Source organism: Pseudomonas promysalinigenes (genome assembly GCF_014269025.2).
Lineage (GTDB): Bacteria > Pseudomonadota > Gammaproteobacteria > Pseudomonadales > Pseudomonadaceae > Aquipseudomonas > Aquipseudomonas promysalinigenes.
The window spans coordinates 2,325,297-2,341,677 of the sequence record NZ_CP077094.1; the positions used below are offsets into that span (position 1 = coordinate 2,325,297).

General features: G+C 61.9%; 13 protein-coding genes. 9 read left to right on the plus strand and 4 right to left on the minus strand.

Features of this window, described 5'->3' with window-relative positions:
* Window positions 1–176 precede the first annotated feature (176 nt).
* Together HU725_RS10580 and HU725_RS10585 are read left to right on the plus strand one after the other, a co-directional pair.
* Window positions 177–1,076, plus strand: a complete 900-nt coding sequence (locus tag HU725_RS10580) for a helix-turn-helix domain-containing protein (RefSeq protein WP_186477166.1) — start codon at window positions 177–179, stop codon at window positions 1,074–1,076.
* Window positions 1,077–1,377: 301 nt separating this feature from the next.
* A complete protein-coding gene (locus tag HU725_RS10585) occupies window positions 1,378–3,291 on the plus strand; it encodes a DEAD/DEAH box helicase (RefSeq protein WP_186477378.1) in 1,914 nt (637 codons plus the stop codon).
* Between the two features lie 36 nt (window positions 3,292–3,327).
* Here the strand turns inward: HU725_RS10585 and HU725_RS10590 are convergent, their stop codons facing one another.
* Window positions 3,328–4,713, minus strand: coding sequence for an aldehyde dehydrogenase family protein (locus HU725_RS10590; protein ID WP_186477167.1), 1,386 nt, complete (start codon window positions 4,711–4,713; stop codon window positions 3,328–3,330).
* Between the two features lie 107 nt (window positions 4,714–4,820).
* Between HU725_RS10590 and ptrR the strand changes: the two genes are divergently transcribed.
* Window positions 4,821–5,687, plus strand: coding sequence for a putrescine utilization regulator PtrR (ptrR, locus tag HU725_RS10595; RefSeq protein ID WP_217872387.1), 867 nt, complete (start codon window positions 4,821–4,823; stop codon window positions 5,685–5,687).
* 268 nt (window positions 5,688–5,955) lie between these two features.
* Window positions 5,956–6,477: an acyloxyacyl hydrolase gene (locus HU725_RS10600; RefSeq protein ID WP_060476475.1), complete on the plus strand. Its 522-nt coding sequence runs from the start codon at window positions 5,956–5,958 to the stop codon at window positions 6,475–6,477.
* 31 nt (window positions 6,478–6,508) lie between these two features.
* On the opposite strand, the gene HU725_RS10605 is transcribed toward HU725_RS10600, so the two are convergent.
* Window positions 6,509–8,644 (minus strand): TonB-dependent siderophore receptor, encoded by a 2,136-nt coding sequence (locus HU725_RS10605; RefSeq protein WP_186477169.1) that lies wholly within the window; start codon window positions 8,642–8,644, stop codon window positions 6,509–6,511.
* Between the two features lie 344 nt (window positions 8,645–8,988).
* Between HU725_RS10605 and mntP the strand changes: the two genes are divergently transcribed.
* From mntP to HU725_RS10620, 3 genes are all read left to right on the plus strand, one after another.
* A complete protein-coding gene (gene mntP / locus HU725_RS10610) occupies window positions 8,989–9,555 on the plus strand; it encodes a manganese efflux pump MntP (RefSeq protein WP_060476473.1) in 567 nt (188 codons plus the stop codon).
* Window positions 9,556–9,609: 54 nt separating this feature from the next.
* A complete protein-coding gene (gene hisN, locus HU725_RS10615) occupies window positions 9,610–10,401 on the plus strand; it encodes a histidinol-phosphatase (RefSeq protein ID WP_060476472.1) in 792 nt (263 codons plus the stop codon).
* A 107-nt stretch (window positions 10,402–10,508) separates the two neighbouring features.
* Complete coding sequence (locus HU725_RS10620) at window positions 10,509–11,240, plus strand: hypothetical protein (RefSeq protein WP_060476622.1); 732 nt, start codon at window positions 10,509–10,511, stop codon at window positions 11,238–11,240.
* Between the two features lie 96 nt (window positions 11,241–11,336).
* Here the strand turns inward: HU725_RS10620 and HU725_RS10625 are convergent, their stop codons facing one another.
* Together HU725_RS10625 and HU725_RS10630 are read right to left on the minus strand one after the other, a co-directional pair.
* On the minus strand, window positions 11,337–12,488 hold the full coding sequence (locus HU725_RS10625) for an acyl-CoA dehydrogenase family protein (protein WP_186477170.1): 1,152 nt from the start codon (window positions 12,486–12,488) through the stop codon (window positions 11,337–11,339).
* Between the two features lie 14 nt (window positions 12,489–12,502).
* Window positions 12,503–13,573, minus strand: a complete 1,071-nt coding sequence (locus HU725_RS10630; protein WP_186477171.1) for an enoyl-CoA hydratase/isomerase family protein — start codon at window positions 13,571–13,573, stop codon at window positions 12,503–12,505.
* Between the two features lie 261 nt (window positions 13,574–13,834).
* On the opposite strand from HU725_RS10630, the gene mdcA reads away from it, so the two are divergent.
* Window positions 13,835–15,496, plus strand: coding sequence for a malonate decarboxylase subunit alpha (gene mdcA, locus HU725_RS10635; RefSeq protein ID WP_186477172.1), 1,662 nt, complete (start codon window positions 13,835–13,837; stop codon window positions 15,494–15,496).
* Window positions 15,497–16,381: a triphosphoribosyl-dephospho-CoA synthase gene (locus HU725_RS10640; protein WP_186477173.1), complete on the plus strand. Its 885-nt coding sequence runs from the start codon at window positions 15,497–15,499 to the stop codon at window positions 16,379–16,381.

The window sequence follows — 16,381 nt, forward strand, 5'->3', positions numbered from 1 at the left end:
TCTTGGTTGGGTTTTTTTATGGGAGCCGCGTTGCCCTTGAAAGCCGTTGCGCGGTTTCTATGGGTTCACGCTTCCCAGGTGACACGCTGAGGACTATCTTGGCGGCAGGCCGGCAACGGCATCTATCCACTTTCTTCGTCAAGCAATGCACCAAAAGAGTGCAAATAGGACTAAGCGTGACAACGCCCAACGCCTTGCAGGTTCAAGCTTTTCACACCACCGACGTCACCGAGCAAGTGCGTGCCACCCCTGGTTGGCAACAGCAGTATCGGCAGATGTCACCGGGGCATTTCAGCGGCCAGCTGCGCTGCCTGGAACTCGACGGTGTAGAGGTCTACGAAGAGCGTCTGAATACCCGGGTCGAGCAATTTTTCCGTGCCCCCAGCGGTTCGCTGGCGTTCTGTTTCGACCAGAGCGAGAACAGCCTGTACCTGCTCAACGAGCAGAGCCGCAATATCTGGATCACGCCAGAGAACTACCAGGAAGTGGCAGTGGTGTTCGATCAGGCGTTTCTAGCCCGTCATGGCCTGAACCCGGGGCGTATGGAGGGCTTGTTCATGGTGCCCCTAGGCAGCGGGCAGAATGCATTGTTTGGCAGTTGGCTCAGCGCTACCTTGACGCGTCTCGGGCAGGCCGACTGCACGTTACAGGGGCAGGCGCTGGCCGAGCAGCTGCTCGAGGACTGCCTGTTCATCCTCGACAATGCCTGCCAGCGCCTGCAAGGCGGCGCTCTGGGGCGTCGCGGCGAGGAGCGGGCGATCATGCAACGGGTTAGCGAATGGGCGGCCGATTGCCCCGAAGAAAGCTTGAATTTGATGGAGCTGGCGGAAGTGGCTGGGGTTTCGCTGCGTCAGCTGCAGCAAGCGTTCAAGGCCTTCACCGGCATGCCCCCGGCCCATTGGCTGCGCTTGCGTCGGCTCAACGGTGCGCGGCGAGACCTGCTGTGCGGCGGTGAGGTTACCGTGGCAGAGGTTGCTATGCGCTGGTCTTTCTGGCATTTGGGAAGGTTTTCAGAGAGTTACCGGCAATTGTTCAAGGAATTTCCAAGCGAGACACTCAAGCGCTGCAGGGCTTGAGACAGATGGGTGACTGCATAGGCCTGAATGGCGCACGGTAGGTTCTTCTCACTAAAGAATTATTATTTTTATCAGATACTTGATAGCAATTGTTAAAGTCCTTTCTATCGATACGCCAGCGAACAGTGCCAGCGATATGTCGCGCCCGTGCTGACCACTGGGCCAGTGGTAATAGCCGATGACTCAAGGCCTGCGTTGACTGCGCGTGAGCGAGCGCACCCGCGAAGAGGCCAGCACAGTCAACCCAGCATTGACGGCGGAAAATTGCTATCGTGCGCGGCAGTTTCCACCCGAGGTTTCGATGTTCTACCTGCCATTGCCCAGCGACCAGGCTGACCGCCTGGCGAGCGAGCCCACCGCCACCGACTTCTTCCCGACCGCCAGCCTGCTGGAGGCCGCTGCTGTGCTGTTCGTGCAGAACCTGCCGCGGCAACCGGCAAACGCCTCGGCAGAGGCACAGGAGCGCCGGTTTGCCGAGATCGTTCGCATCGCCCATGACGTTGAAAGTGCGGCCGCTGGCCGCTTTCAGGGCCAGGTAGCGCAGCGTTTCGACCGTGAAGCGTTCGCCATGGGGCTGGGAATGCTGGGGGATAACGGCGCTGCCCTGGTGTCTGCCGACAGCCAATACAAGGCCGATGAGTTCCTGGACGGCGAAGGCCAGTGGAATTTTCAGTTCGCCGAGCGTTACCGGCAACGCGTCACCCCACTGCATCCGGTGCACTTGCCCTCGCTGGCCAGTAACCTGGAACTCAGCGACCAGCAGAACCGCCTGCTGCGCGAGTTTCTCAGCGGCGTCGACGAATCGGTCGCGGTGCAAGGGTTCGCCGGTACCGGTAAGACATTCCTGATCCATCAGTTCGCACGGTTGCTCGACCCTCAGCGCACCCTGTTGCTGGCCCTCACCGAGGGCCAATTGCGAGCATTGAAGGGGCGGGTGAAAGATGCCCAGGCTTACGCAGCCCTGACCTTCGGCCAGTTGGCCGATGAAATGCTCAACCGCGACATGACCAGCAATGGCTGGCGCCTGCGCGACCCGTACCGCACCAAACTGTCCTGGCGCCCGCAGGAAGCGCAGGTGGTGCGCTGGCTGAGCATCCCCGATATCGGCCCGCTGGCGGCGCGCGACGTGGTTGCCCTTTGCATCAAGGCTGTGCGCAATTTCTGTCGCGGCGCTGACAGCCAGTTGCAGTTGCATCATTTGCCATCGGCAGGGCCAGGCACCACACCACTGGATCAGCAGGTTCTGCTGGAAAAGGCTCGCTTGTACTGGCAGGAGTTGATTCGCCCCTCGGCGCGCGAGATTCAGCTGCCGGTGCGCGATTATCACAGGGTCAAGCTACTGTCGTTGACAGCCCACGCGATCGACAGCCGGTACACCCATGTCATCGTGGACGAAGCCCATGAGCTGTCCGCGCCGATGCTTGCGGTGCTTGACCGCAGCCCGCAAGCGGTCATTGCCCTGGGCGACGAGCTGCAGAACCTCAATGGCCTCAGCTCGCACCACAGCAACTTCATTCGCCAACGTTACATCGACCATTCGCTGCGCGCCGGCCCCTCCATGGACGCGGTGCTCAACCCGTTGATCCAGGCGCACCCGGCGGCGATTCAGGCCGCATTCACCGGCAGTGCCGAGCATTACACGCGGGTAAGCTTCTTCGACACGGTGACGTTGCCCGAGCAGCCCACTGCGTTGATCGTCGACGATGAATGGGGCTTGTTTGGCTGGTTCCAGCGCCTGACCCACCAAGGGGTGCCGTTCGTGCTGCTGCACGGCGCGCGCAAGGATTTCGAGCTGTTCGTCGAAGATTGCATCGAGCTTTACCGTTACGGCACCCGCGCCCGTCACTCGATGCTGTTCCGTTACCCTAGCTGGCAGGCGCTGGAGCAGGACAAAGGTGAGGACAAGGCATTTATCGCCGTGGCTGGCATGCTGCGCAAAGGTTACACCCCCGAGCACTTTGCCAAAGCCAAGAGCCGTTACCGCTGGGACAAGGCGCCGAAGCTGTTCCTGGGCCGGGTGAGTGATGTGAAGAACATGGAATTCGCCAGGGTAATGGTGTCACCCGAGCTGATGGTCGCACCCACTGCGGCGGGCAACCGCAATGAGCGAGCAAGAATGCTGGCGGGGTTGTATACCGCCTGTTCGCGGGCGCGGCATGAACTTATCGTGCCCGGAGCAATGCTGGACTGGGTCAAGGACCAGCTCAGAGGTTGAGGGCCGGGGCCGCAGAGCGGCCCCGGCAGCGCTGAATCAGTTGCGATCCAACCACACGGTCTGGGCGTTGGTGAACTCGCGTACACCAAAGTGCGACAGCTCGCGCCCAAAGCCGCTCTTCTTCACCCCGCCAAACGCAACCCGGGGGTCGGAGGCGCAGTAGCCGTTGATGAACACGCCACCGGTATCCAGTGCTGCCGTCATGCGCTCAGCCAATGCGTAGTCGGCGGTATAGATGGTTGCCGCCAGGCCGAATTCGCTGTCGTTGGCCAGTTCCACCGCATGCTCGGCATCCCGAGCGGTAATGATCGCCGCCACCGGGCCGAACAGCTCCTGCTTGAAGGCGGTCATGTCCGGGGTGACATTGCCGAACACGGTCGGTGCGTAGAAGTTGCCCACGCCTTCGACCTTGTTACCGCCCAGCAGTAGGGTGGCACCTTCGCCAAGCGTTGCCTGCACCTGGCCATCGAGTTCGTCACGCAGGTCGTAACGGGCCATTGGGCCGATATAGGTGTCGTCTTCCAGCGGGTTGCCGAGCTTGAGCTTGCGTGTTGCCTCGACGAACTTTTCAGTGAATGCCTCAACGATGCTTTGTTCGATGATCAAGCGCTTGGCCGCCGCGCATACCTGGCCTGTGTTCTGGTAGCGACCGATGACAGCGGCCTGCACGGCTGCGTCGAGGTCGGCATCGGCCAGCACGATGAAGGGGTCCGAGCCGCCCAGTTCCAGCACGCACTTCTTCAGCGCGGCACCGGCTTGGGCGCCGATGGCCATGCCGGCGCGCACGCTGCCGGTCAGTGTCACCGCGGCGATACGCACGTCATTGATGGCGCGGGTGACACCCTCCGGGGTCACGTTCAGCACCTCGAAAACCCCCTCTGGCACGCCTGCGTCCTTGAACAGTTCACCCAGAAGGTACGCGCTGCCCATCACGTTCGGCGCGTGCTTGAGTACATAGGTGTTGCCTGCCAGGATCGCGGGCACCGCACCGCGCAGCACTTGCCAGATCGGGAAGTTCCACGGCATCACAGCAAGGATCGGGCCCAGCGGGCGGTACTCGATGCGTGCTTTCTGGACCTGGGTGGGCTCAGGCGCCAGCATCGCCGGGCCGTGTTCGGCATACCAGCGGCACAAACCCACGCACTTGCTGACTTCGCCCCGGGCCTGGCTGATCGGCTTGCCGATTTCGCGGCTGATCATCTGGGCGAAGGCTTCGGCCTTGGCGTCGAGGGTCTTGGCCAGGGCGAGCAGGTATTCGCTGCGCTGACCCAGCGACACCTGACGCCACTGGCCGTAGCCTGCCTTGGCCCGCTGCAGCGCCGCTTCCAGTGCGGCGTCGGTGTCGTAAGGGTAGGCGCCAATCTGCTCACCGGTGAACGGGTCGAGGGAGATGGCGTGGGTCAGGCTGCTGATTGCACTCATGGCTGGACACTCTCGTCGTTGTTACTCAGTGACGCCAGACTAGTGGGCTACAGCTTTAATGAAAACTGAATAATAATGAGCGAAACATTCACGATTGGAGAATGACTGTGGACCTGGTGCAACTGGAAATCTTCAAGGCCGTGGCCGAGCAGGGCAGCATCAGCGCCGCCGCCCAGCATATCCACCGTGTACCGTCGAACCTGACCACGCGCATCAAGCAGTTGGAAGAGGATTTGGGGGTCGAGCTGTTCATTCGCGAGAAGAGCCGCTTGCGCCTGTCGCCGGCCGGCTGGAATTTTCTTGAATATGCTCGCCGCATTCTTGATCTGGTGCATGAGGCGCGGCTGACCGTTGCTGGCGAAGACCCCCAAGGCACATTCGCCCTCGGGTCGCTGGAAAGCACCGCCGCCGTGCGTATTCCGGCACTGCTGGCGCTCTATAACCAGCGTTACCCCAAGGTCGACCTGGATTTGTCCACCGGCCCCTCCGGGACCATGCTCGAGGGCGTGTTGTCAGGGCGCCTGGTGGCGGCCTTCGTCGACGGCCCGGTGCTGCACCCAAGCCTTGAAGGCATACCGGTGTTCGAAGAGGAGATGGTGATCATTTCGCCACTTAACCACGCCCCGGTCACTCGCGCCCAGGATGTAAACGGCGCGAGCATCTACGCCTTTCGCGCCAACTGCTCCTACCGACACCACTTCGAAAGCTGGTTTGTTCAGGACCAGGCCGTACCCGGCAAAATCCACGAAATGGAGTCGTACCACGGCATGCTCGCCTGTGTCAGTGCCGGTGCCGGGCTTGCCATGCTGCCGCGCAGCATGCTCGACAACATGCCTGGCTGCAGCACGGTCAGTGCCTGGCCGATGCAAGAGCAGTTTCGCTATCTCAAGACTTGGCTGGTCTGGCGCCGGGGCACGGTGTCGCGCAGTTTGAGCATGTTCGTGAAGTTGCTGGAAGAACGTCGTGCGGGGTGACTGGGGTGTGGCCCTAGGCGCGATCGCCACGGCGGCGATACCGCCGTGAGCCCCGTGACAGAGGCATACTGGCAATTAAATACGCCAATACTGGCAATTCACTTTCATCTTTCTGATTAGCTGGACAATAATCAACAAAGTATTACCTCGTGTGACCGGCTGTAACGTCGCTCACCGTCAAAATCGAGGGGTTCAAGCCCCCCAACTTGCCAGCAACCGTTGTCCGATGGCAGCGGTTCGCCTGTATGAACATCAGGAGTAGTCATTGATGAAAAGCCGTCTTGCCAGCACGCTGGCTGTCGCTGTACTCGCCCTAGCTGGCAGCCAACTGGCCCAGGCCGCGCAGGTTTCCGGTGCGGTCGGGGTTACCAGCCAGGGCGACATGACTTACCGTCTGGGCATGTCGTTCGACTGGGACAAAAAGTGGCTGCAAAGCGACATCGGCTACGTGACTGGCTATTGGGATGCCGGTTACACCTACTGGGAAGGTGGCGAGGCCAGTGGCGCACACTCGCTGTCGTTCAGCCCAGTGTTCACCTATGAGTTCAGCGGCTTCACCTACACCCCTTACATCGAGGCCGGCATTGGTTTGGCGGCTTTCTCCAAAACTGACGTGGGTGATCAGCGCCTGGGTTCTTCGTTCAACTTCGAAGACCGTATCGGCTTGGGGCTGAAACTGCCGGGCGAGCAAAAGGTGGGTGTGCGGGCGATCCACTATTCCAACGCCGGCATCAAACAGCCCAACGATGGCATCGAGTCGTACTCGCTTTTCTACAGCAAAGGGTTCTAAAAGCTGGGGCCGCTTAGCGGCCCCGGTTTTCTCAGAAGGTGTAGGCAACCCCCGCCTGCACCGTGCGCGGTGCGCCGGGATACACGTAGGTGTTGAACGCCCCCTCGTCGTAGCCTTTGTTGAATAGGTTTTTCACATCCAGGTTCAAGCGCACGTGCTCGTTGACCTGGTAGAAGCTCAACAGATCCACCACGCTATAGCGCTGCATGGTGTAGGTGGTCGCAGCCGTTTGCCCGGCGCGGTCATCCACATACTTCACACCAACGCCCAACCCCAAGCCTTTGGCCAGCCCGTCCTGAAACTCATAGGTGTTGAGTAGGCTGAAGCTGTTGCGCGGGATGTTCGCAAGGCGCGTACCGAGAGGAAGGCTGTTGTCCTTGGTGACCTCGGCGTCGACGTAGGCATAGCCGCCGATCATTCGCCACTCGGGCGTCAGGTTGCCCGCCACGTTGATGTCCACGCCGCGGCTGCGTACTTCACCCGCTGCCACGCTGTAAGTGCCGGTGGGGTCGTTCGGGTCGCGTGTCAGCACGTTTTCTTTGACGATGTGGTAGATCGCGGCATCTACGCTCAGCTGACGGTCCAGCGCCTCCCACTTGACGCCCAGTTCGTAGGCTTTGCCTTTTTCAGGGTCGAAGCCTGTGCCTTGCAGGCTGGCACCGCTGTTGGGCTTGAACGAGCGCGAGGTAGTGGTGTACACAGCCAGCGTATCGGTCAGGTCGTAGATCAGGCCCAGACGGGGCGTCACGCCGTTCTCAGCTTTGCTGAAGTCCCCAGTATTGTTGAGCTTGGTGTCGTAGTCATGTTCGAAGCGTTCCAAGCGTACCCCGGCCAAGGCTTTAAGGCGTTCGGTGAGGGCTACCTGGTCCTGGACGAATGCCGCCCAGGTTTTGAGGTTTTCCCGGTCATGGGTGGTGGTACGGGTGAGGGCAGGGCGCGGCTGGCCCAGGACTGGGTCGAAAATGTCGACCGGATAAGCGCCGGCGCCTGCCGCCGAACGCTGAATGATCGAGTTGTAGTCGTAATCTTCGTACTCGATACCCGTGAGCAGCGTATGGGCGAAACCGCCGGTATCGAAGTGGCCCGTCAGGTTGAGCTGGTAGTCGCGATCGCGCCATTGCAACTTGCGGTAGTTGAAGTTGCGCCCCAGCGTGCGGCCGTCGGCCTGAAGGCCGTTTGCCTCCACCGCATTGCCTTGCAGCGAGCCGTCCAGCCACTGCAGCCCGCCAGCCAGGGTCCAGTCGTCGTTGAGCCAATGCTCGAAGCGCAGCTGGGCCATGTTGTTGTCGTTATGCAGCAGGTTGTCGCTGCCTTTTTCCCAGATATTGGTATCGCGCGAGGCGCTGCCGCGTTGGCCGGGCAGGCGGGTCAAACCTCGATCGAGGGGGTGGTTGTTGCGCATGAAGTCACCCTCGAAGATGACCTTGGTGGATTCGTTGAGCTGCCAACTGATGACCGGCGCTACGCCATAGCGCTCGCTTTGCACATCGTCGCGAAAACTTTCTGCGTCTTCGCCCACCACATTCAGGCGGTAAGCCAATGCGCCATCGGCATTCAACGGCCCGCTGGCGTCCAGGGTCGCGCGGCGCATTGCTTGGTCGTCGACCTGGCTGCCTAGCGTGACTTTAGGTGCGCTCAATGGCTGCTTGCTGACCACGTTGAAGGTGCCGCCAGGGTCGCCCCGGCCGTACAGGCTGGTGGCCGGGCCGCGGATCACCTCGAGGCGCTCGACGCTATTGGCGTCCGGGGCATTGGGGTAGCCGCGGTTGATCGGGAAGCCGTTACGGTAGAACTCACCGGTGGTGAAGCCGCGCACGGTGAAAGTGGTCAGGCCCTGGCCACCGAAGTTGTTGGCACGGCCAACCCCGCCGGCGTAATCCAGGCCCTCTTGCAGGCGAGTGGCGCCGGTATCTTGAAGCACGTCTTTAGGCACCACGCTGATCGATTGGGGTATCTCGTGCAGCGCTGTATCGGTACGTGTGGCGCTGGCAGAACGGTTGGCTTTGTAGCCTTGCACCGGCCCATCGGCCCGCTCGGTGTCGGCACTGCTGGTTATGCTCAGAGCCTGAAGTTCGATCTGGCCACCGTCGGCCAGCGGCTCAGGCTCGGCGAAGGCCCAAGGGGACATAGCTTGAAGAACACATAGCGAAACGAACGTGCGACGCATCGACGGTACGATCCTGGAAGAAAGCGCTGAGGGAGAATGGTTTTAGCAGCAGGAAGCTACTACGAATCATTATCAAATGCATTAGTTATAATTTGTACGGACGTACCACTTTAGGCGGCACAGACAAGACTTCATGTTTTTTTCACCTTGCGCTGTTATGATCGCGCCACTCTTTGGGGAGTAGCCTGCCTTCGCGCCTTGCGGCGGCGCTCTGGTCAACATATTTGGCAACCTGCCATGGCCAGCGCATCCATTCGGATTGGCGAGACCAACGACCTTCCTGCAGCCAAGCCGGGCCTGCAGGTCGTCTGTCGTTGACTCGTTGCCCGGTTGGAGCTTGAACCTTGAACCCCATTTCCCTGATCTTTCTCGCCTTCGCCATGTCCACCGATGCCTTCGCAGCCGCAATCGGCAAGGGCTCGAGCCTGCACAAGCCACGCTTGGCCGAGGCCCTGCGCACGGGTCTGATCTTCGGCATCATCGAAGCCATCACCCCGGTGATCGGCTGGCTCTTGGGTCAAGCCGCCAGCCAGTATGTCGAACAGTGGGACCACTGGATCGCCTTTACCCTGTTGCTACTGCTAGGCGCGCACATGGTGCATGCCGGGCTCAAGCCCGATGAACAAGAGCAGGAAAAACAAAGCCAGCATTCGTTCTGGATTCTGGCGGTCACGGCGGTGGCAACCAGCATCGACGCCCTGGCGGTGGGCATCGGCCTGGCTTTCGTTGACGTGAATATCTGGGTGGCCGCTGCGGCGATCGGCCTGGCGACCATGACCATGGTGACCATCGGCACCATGCTCGGGCGGGCGTTGGGCTCTGTGGTGGGCAAGCGCGCCGAGATCATTGGTGGGATCGTGCTGATGCTGGTGGGCACCACCATTCTTTACGAGCACCTGAGCGCGGTGTGAATCGCCGATTGTCGAGTATGATGCAGCCCCCGATATTCCCCAAGAGGCCATGCCATGACCCTGAGCGCTGAACAGATCGGCGAATTCCAAGCCTTTGCCGAACAGCTGGCCGATGCCGCTGCGCAGGCGATCCAGCCGTATTTTCGTGCCAGCCTCGAGGTCGAGGACAAGGGCGGGCGCCTGTATGACCCGGTGACCGTGGCGGACAAGGCCGCCGAGGACGCCATGCGGGCATTGATCCAGGCGCATTACCCCGAACACGGCATTCTTGGTGAAGAAGCCGGTGTGGCGGTGGGCAGCAGCCCCCTGACCTGGGTGCTTGACCCCATCGATGGCACTCGCGCCTTCATCACCGGCCTGCCGCTGTGGGGGACCTTGATCGCCCTCAATGACGGCACCAAACCCGTGCTCGGTGTCATGAACCAACCCTTCACCGGTGAGCGTTTCGTAGGTACACCGGCGGGTGCCTGGCGCAGTGGCACACCCTTGAAAACCCGCGCATGCCGTGAATTGGCTACTGCCACCCTGATGTGCACCACGCCGGACATGTTCGACACCGCCGAGCGTAAGGCGGCGTTCGAAAACGTAGCTGGCCAGGCGCGGTTGATGCGTTATGGCGGTGATTGCTATGCCTACTGCATGTTGGCATCGGGCTTTGTCGATGTAATCGTCGAGGCCAGCCTACAGCCGTATGACGTGCAGGCGCTGATGCCCATCATCGAGGGGGCCGGCGGGGTGATCAGCGCGTGGGACGGCAGCAGCGCGCAGAACGGCGGTTGTGTGGTCGCCTGTGGTGACCCGGTTTTGCATGCGCAGGTGGTGCAGTTGTTGCGTCACGCCATGTAATTGGCCAGCGGCTTGGTGCTAAGCCGCACTTTTTGCGTTTTCCGGGCTCTATCCTTGGCCAGGCCGCACCGACACCCGGTGCGGCCGCCGATTTCGACCCGGTGCCGATGGTTGCGAGCTATCCCAGAATTCTCCCACGCCTGCTGCTGGCAGGCGCCCTGATTGGCCTGGCCGGCTGCAGCGAGCGGCAAGGGCACGACATTGTCAGCCAGTTGGGTGAAGGCAAGCCCAGTGAGCTGTTCCAGACCAGCGTCGACCGCATGGCGACGTTGGCCATGCGCGACAACCTGCAAAGCTTGTATCTGCTGATGAACAAGCTCTACCTGCGCAACCCCAACCAGTGGAAGCTCTCTGGCTACTTGGACGCGACCACTGCCGAGCGGCAGATCCGCGTGGCCATCGAGCAGCGCAAGCCGCTGCCGCAGCTGGGCAATCGACGTGACCTAGCGGCCTTGAGCTATGCGTTGGACCCTGATTTTCGGGGGGACCGGGTGGGTGCTTTCATCTATGCCATCGGCAGTATGCTGATCACCGCCCACGGTGGGCGTAGCGAGTTCTACATGACCGATACGCTCGACCCGCTTTTCATCAACAACGCCGCGCGCAACATCGAAAAGGCCACTTGGATGCTCAGCCAACGCCAGGATGCCAACGGGGTGCTGTTGCTGTTCTCCAATGAAATATCCGAGCAGGGCAGTAATCTGAGTTTCGCCGTTGAATTCGGCAAGATCGTTGCCCGGCTGGATTTGCTGGCAGAGCTGCTGGATGAGCGCTACCGGCGGATCGGGCTCAATTATGCGCAGAGCCTGTTGTTGATGAACTTTCTGCCTGTGCAATGAGCCGGCCATCGTCACCGATGGCCGAGTGCCCACTATTGCCAGCAACGCTTCGGCGAGCTGCCTGCGCGGACCTTCAGGCCGCGCCCTTGACCGGGCTTATAACGGGTAATGCTTGAGTTCGCGCGCGATCAGCATGCGCTGAATCTCGCTCGAACCCTCGTAGATTTGCGTGATACGCGCATCGCGGTAATAACGCTCTACCGGGTAGTCCTCCAGGTAGCCATAGCCGCCGTGTACCTGGATCGCCATCGAACATACCCGTTCGGCCATTTCCGAAGCGAACAGCTTGGCCTGAGAGGCCTCCGACAAGCATGGCTTGCCAGCGCTACGCAGGCGCGCGGCATGCAGTATCAGTAAGCGTGCGGCATTCACTTGCACCTGCATGTCCGCCAACAGGTTGGCGATGCTCTGGTGCTCGTTGATCGGTTTGCCAAACTGGATACGGTCGCGCGAATAAGCCAACGCTGCCTCGAACGCGGCGCGGGCGATTCCCAGGGCCTGGGCGGCGATGCCGATGCGGCCGCCTTCAAGGTTGGACAGCGCGATGGCCAAACCCTTGCCACGCTCGCCGAGCAGGTTGGCTGCCGGCACGCGGCAGTTGTCGAACGTGACTGCGCAGGTGTCCGAGGCACGAATGCCCATCTTGTGCTCGCTGCGCTCGACCTTGAACCCTGGGTTGTCGGTCGGCACCAGAAACGCGGACAGGCCCTTCTTGCCCAGGTCCGGGTCAGTCACGGCAAAAACGATGGCAAGGCCTGCGCGGCGGGCGTTGCTGACGAACTGCTTGGCCCCGTTGATCACCCACTGGCCATCGATCAGCTCGGCGCGGGTACGCAGGTTGTGCGCTTCGGAGCCTGCCTGGGGTTCGGTCAGGCAGAAGCAGCCGATGGTTTGCCCTACCGCAAGGCCTGGCAACCAGGCCTGTTGTTGCTCGGGGCTTCCATAGGCCAGCAGCGGGCCGCAGCCGACCGAATTGTGGATGCTCATCATCGCCCCCGTGGCGCCGCATCCGGCGGAGATTTCCTCCACCGCCAGGGCGTAGGCCACGTAGTCGGTGTAGCTGCCGCCGAAGGTATCCGGCACGACCATGCCCAGCAGGCCGAGCTCGCCCATCTTGCGTACCACGCCATCGTCGATCCAGCCGGCCTTTTCCCAGGCTTGCGCGTGGGGGGCAATTTCGCCGCGGGCGAAGTCACGGGCCATGTCGCGGATCATGATTTGTTCTTCGCTCAGTTCCAGGTCTTGCATGCTGTACTCCCGGCTCACAGGCCTTCGAAGAATTGATCGACCCGCTGGCGCGTCAGCCCGGCGAGGGTTGGCGGGTTCCAGCGCGGCTGCTTGTCCTTGTCGATGATCAGCGCGCGTACGCCCTCGATGATGTCGCCATACTCGAACCACTGGCGGTCGATGTGCAGCTCCATGGCGAAGCATTCCTCCAAGGCCATGTAGCGGCCCCGGCGCAGCATCTCCAGGGTAACTGCCATGGCTAATGGCGAGCGGCTTTCCAGCTGGTCGGCAGTGGCCACAGCCCAATCGTGGCTGTCGCCGATGCGCACGGTACGCAGTTGTTCGACGATCGCTGCCACGTCGGGTTGGGCGAAGAAATGGTCGATGACCGGACGCAACTTTTGCAGGGGCGCTTCGTCCAGTACCTGGCTACCCAGCTTGGCCAGCAAGTTCTGCAGGTCCTTGAGTGGGTGGTCGCCAAAGCGCAGTTGGTCCAGGCCCTCATCCAGGGCTGCCAGCTTGTCGCTGGCCAGGTACCAGTCGGCAAGCCCGCAGTACAACGCATCTGCAGCCTGGATCTGGGCGCCGCTGACACCCAGGTAAGTGCCTAGCTCACCGGGGATGCGCGACAGGAAGTAGCTACCCCCCACATCGGGAAAATAGCCGATGCCGACTTCGGGCATGCCCAGGCGGCTGCGCTCGGTCACGATACGCAGGTCGCAGCCCTGAGCCAGGCCCATGCCGCCGCCAAGGGTGAAGCCGTCCATTAGCACCAGCACCGGCTTACGGTAGCGGTGGATGGCAAGGTCCAGGGCATATTCCTCGACGAAAAACGCTTCGTGCAGGGTTTCGCCCGCCTTGTAGCTGTCGTGTAACGAACGGATATCGCCGCCTGCGCAAAAGCCCTTGGGCCCTTCGCCGCGCAGCACCACGGCCTGCACCTGCGGATCCTTCGCCCAGCAGTCCAGTTGCTGGTGCAGGCAGCGCACCATGTCCAGCGTCAGGGCATTGAGGCCGGCAGGGCGGTTGAGGGTGAGGTGGCCAATCTGGTTGCGAACCTCGGCCAGTACATGGGTGGTTACCGAGGTAGTAGCGTACGCGGTCATCGCGTTCTCCCTGCTTTGTTATTGATTTTCCAATGAAGTTTGCAGCGCGCTGGAGGATCGCAGGATCCTGTCATGCAAAATTGCGCTGCACAATGGACAATTGTGCAGCGCCATCGTGCATTTATGCCCGGCCTACACCCAAGTGATGCAGTGGGGTCGTTCATTACTTTAAGCGTAACGATCAGCCGCCTAGCTTGATTGATCGGATTAGCGCCAGCGCCCTAATGTGCCTCCACGACAGCGAACCTGTGGAGTCACTCAATGACCATAACAAAGAATCCACCGCCGCAATGGTCCAGGCGGCGCGCCGAGAAGCAGCGCCGCCTGGACCGCGTACGTCACCTGGCCGACGGTGTGGTGCTGCCCACCGAGCGGATCACCGAAGCCCTGGAATTGTTGATCGCACCAGGCGACCGCGTGGTGCTGGAAGGCAACAACCAGAAGCAGGCCGATTTTCTTTCCCGTTCGCTGGCCAAGGCAGACCCTGAGCGCCTGCACGACCTGCACATGATCATGCCTAGCGTCAGCCGTGCCGAGCACCTGGACCTGTTCGAGCGCGGCATCGCCCGCAAGCTCGATTTCTCCTTTGCAGGCCCACAGAGCCTGCGCATTGGCCAATTGCTGGAAGACGGCCTGCTCGAAGTGGGCGCAATCCACACCTACATCGAGTTGTACTCGCGGTTGCTGGTCGACCTTATTCCCAATGTCACGCTGGTGGCAGGCTTCATGGCTGACCGCCAGGGCAACCTGTATACCGGCCCTAGCACCGAAGATACCCCGGCGCTGGTCGAGCCGGCTGCTTTCAGTGACGGTTTGGTGATCGCCCAGGTCAACCAATTGGTCGAGCGCGTGGACGATCTGCCGCGCGTGGACATTCCTGCGTCCTGGGTCGACTTCGTGGTGGTGGCGGACCAGCCGTTCTACATAGAGCCGCTGTTCACTCGCGACCCGCGTCATATCAAGCCGGTCCACGTGCTGATGGCGATGATGGCCATCCGCGGAATCTACGAAAAGCATCAGGTCCAGTCGCTGAACCACGGCATCGGCTTCAACACTGCCGCCATCGAATTGATCCTGCCGACCTACGGCGAGTCGTTGGGGCTAAAAGGCAAGATCTGCCGCAACTGGACCCTCAACCCACACCCGACCCTGATTCCGGCCATCGAAAGCGGGTGGGTCCAGAGCGTGCACTGCTTTGGCACGGAACTTGGGATGGAAGACTACATTGCCCAACGCCCGGATGTGTTCTTCACCGGCCGCGACGGCTCCATGCGCTCGAACCGGATGATGTGCCAGCTGGCCGGGCAATACGCAGTGGACCTGTTCATCGGCGCCACCCTGCAGGTCGATGGCGATGGCCACTCCTCGACCGTCACCCGCGGCCGCCTGGCAGGCTTCGGCGGTGCGCCGAACATGGGCCACGACCCCCGTGGCCGGCGCCATGCGACCCCCGCCTGGTTGGACATGACAGTGCCTGACACCCTGCTGGAACGGGGCCGCAAGCTGGTGGTGCAGATGGTCGAAACTTACCAGGAGGGGGGCAAACCTACTTTCGTCGAAACCCTCGACGCGGTGCAAGTCGCGAAAAAGGCGGGCATGCCTCTGGCGCCGGTGATGATCTACGGCGACGACGTCACCCACTTGCTCACCGAGGAGGGCATCGCCTACCTGTACAAGGCGCGCAGCCTAGAGGAGCGCCAGCAGATGATCGCGGCCGTGGCCGGGGTCACTGCCATCGGCTTGCGCCACGACCCCAAAGACACCTTGCGCATGCGCCAGCAGGGCCTGATCGCGCTGCCCGAGGACCTTGGCATCCGCCGTACCGATGCCAGCCGCGAACTGCTCGCGGCGCGCAGTATTGCCGACCTGGTCGAGTGGTCTGGGGGCCTCTACAACCCGCCAGCACGTTTCAGGAGTTGGTGAATGAGCGCATACCCGAATCTCTCAGCAGCGGCTTGCGCCGCGATCAGGCCGCTACGCCGGCCTCAGCTCGGCCTGGCTGACCAACTGGCCGACCTGGCGGTGCAAGCCCTGATAGATGAAGCCGAGCTGTCGCCCAAACCAGGCCTGGTCGACCGTCGCAGCAGTGGCGCCCACAGTGACATGACGCTGGCCTTGATGCACGCCTCGGCGCTGGCCCTGTGGCCTTGCCTGCGACAAATGGCCGAGGCCGCCGAGTATCACAGCGAAATTGGCTTGGCGCTGCGCGCTGAATTGGGCCGCCTGGGCCGCGAGGGCGAAGCGGCCATGCTCGCCACTACTGGGGGTGTCAATACCCACCGCGGCGCAATCTGGGCGCTGGGGCTGCTAGTCGCAGCCCAAGCGCTACAGCCCCAGGCCGATGCCATGGCAGTGGCGGCTTGTGCCGGGCGCATCGCCCTGATCGATGACCCGGCGGCGCCGAGTCAGAGCAGCCACGGTGCCCAGGTACGCCAGCGCTATGGCGCCAGCGGCGCCCGCGAGCAGGCCCAACAAGGTTTCCCGACTGCCCTGGAACATGGCCTGCCGCAACTGCGCCGCAGTCGTGCCAGCGGGGCCAGTGAAAGCCAGGCCCGGGTCGATGCCTTGCTGGCGATCATGGCCGCGCTCAGTGATACCTGCGTGCTCTGGCGCGCCGGCCCGCAAGGCCTGCACCAGGTGCAAAGCGGTGCCCGTGCGGTGCTCCAAGCTGGGGGCAGCGCCACGCTGCAAGGCCGGCGCAGGTTGCGCCAACTGGACGCGCAACTGTTGCAACTCAACGCCTCACCGGGCGGCGCCGCCGATCTGCTAGCGGCCTGCCTGTTTCTCGACAAAGCCGGGAGCCTGTGA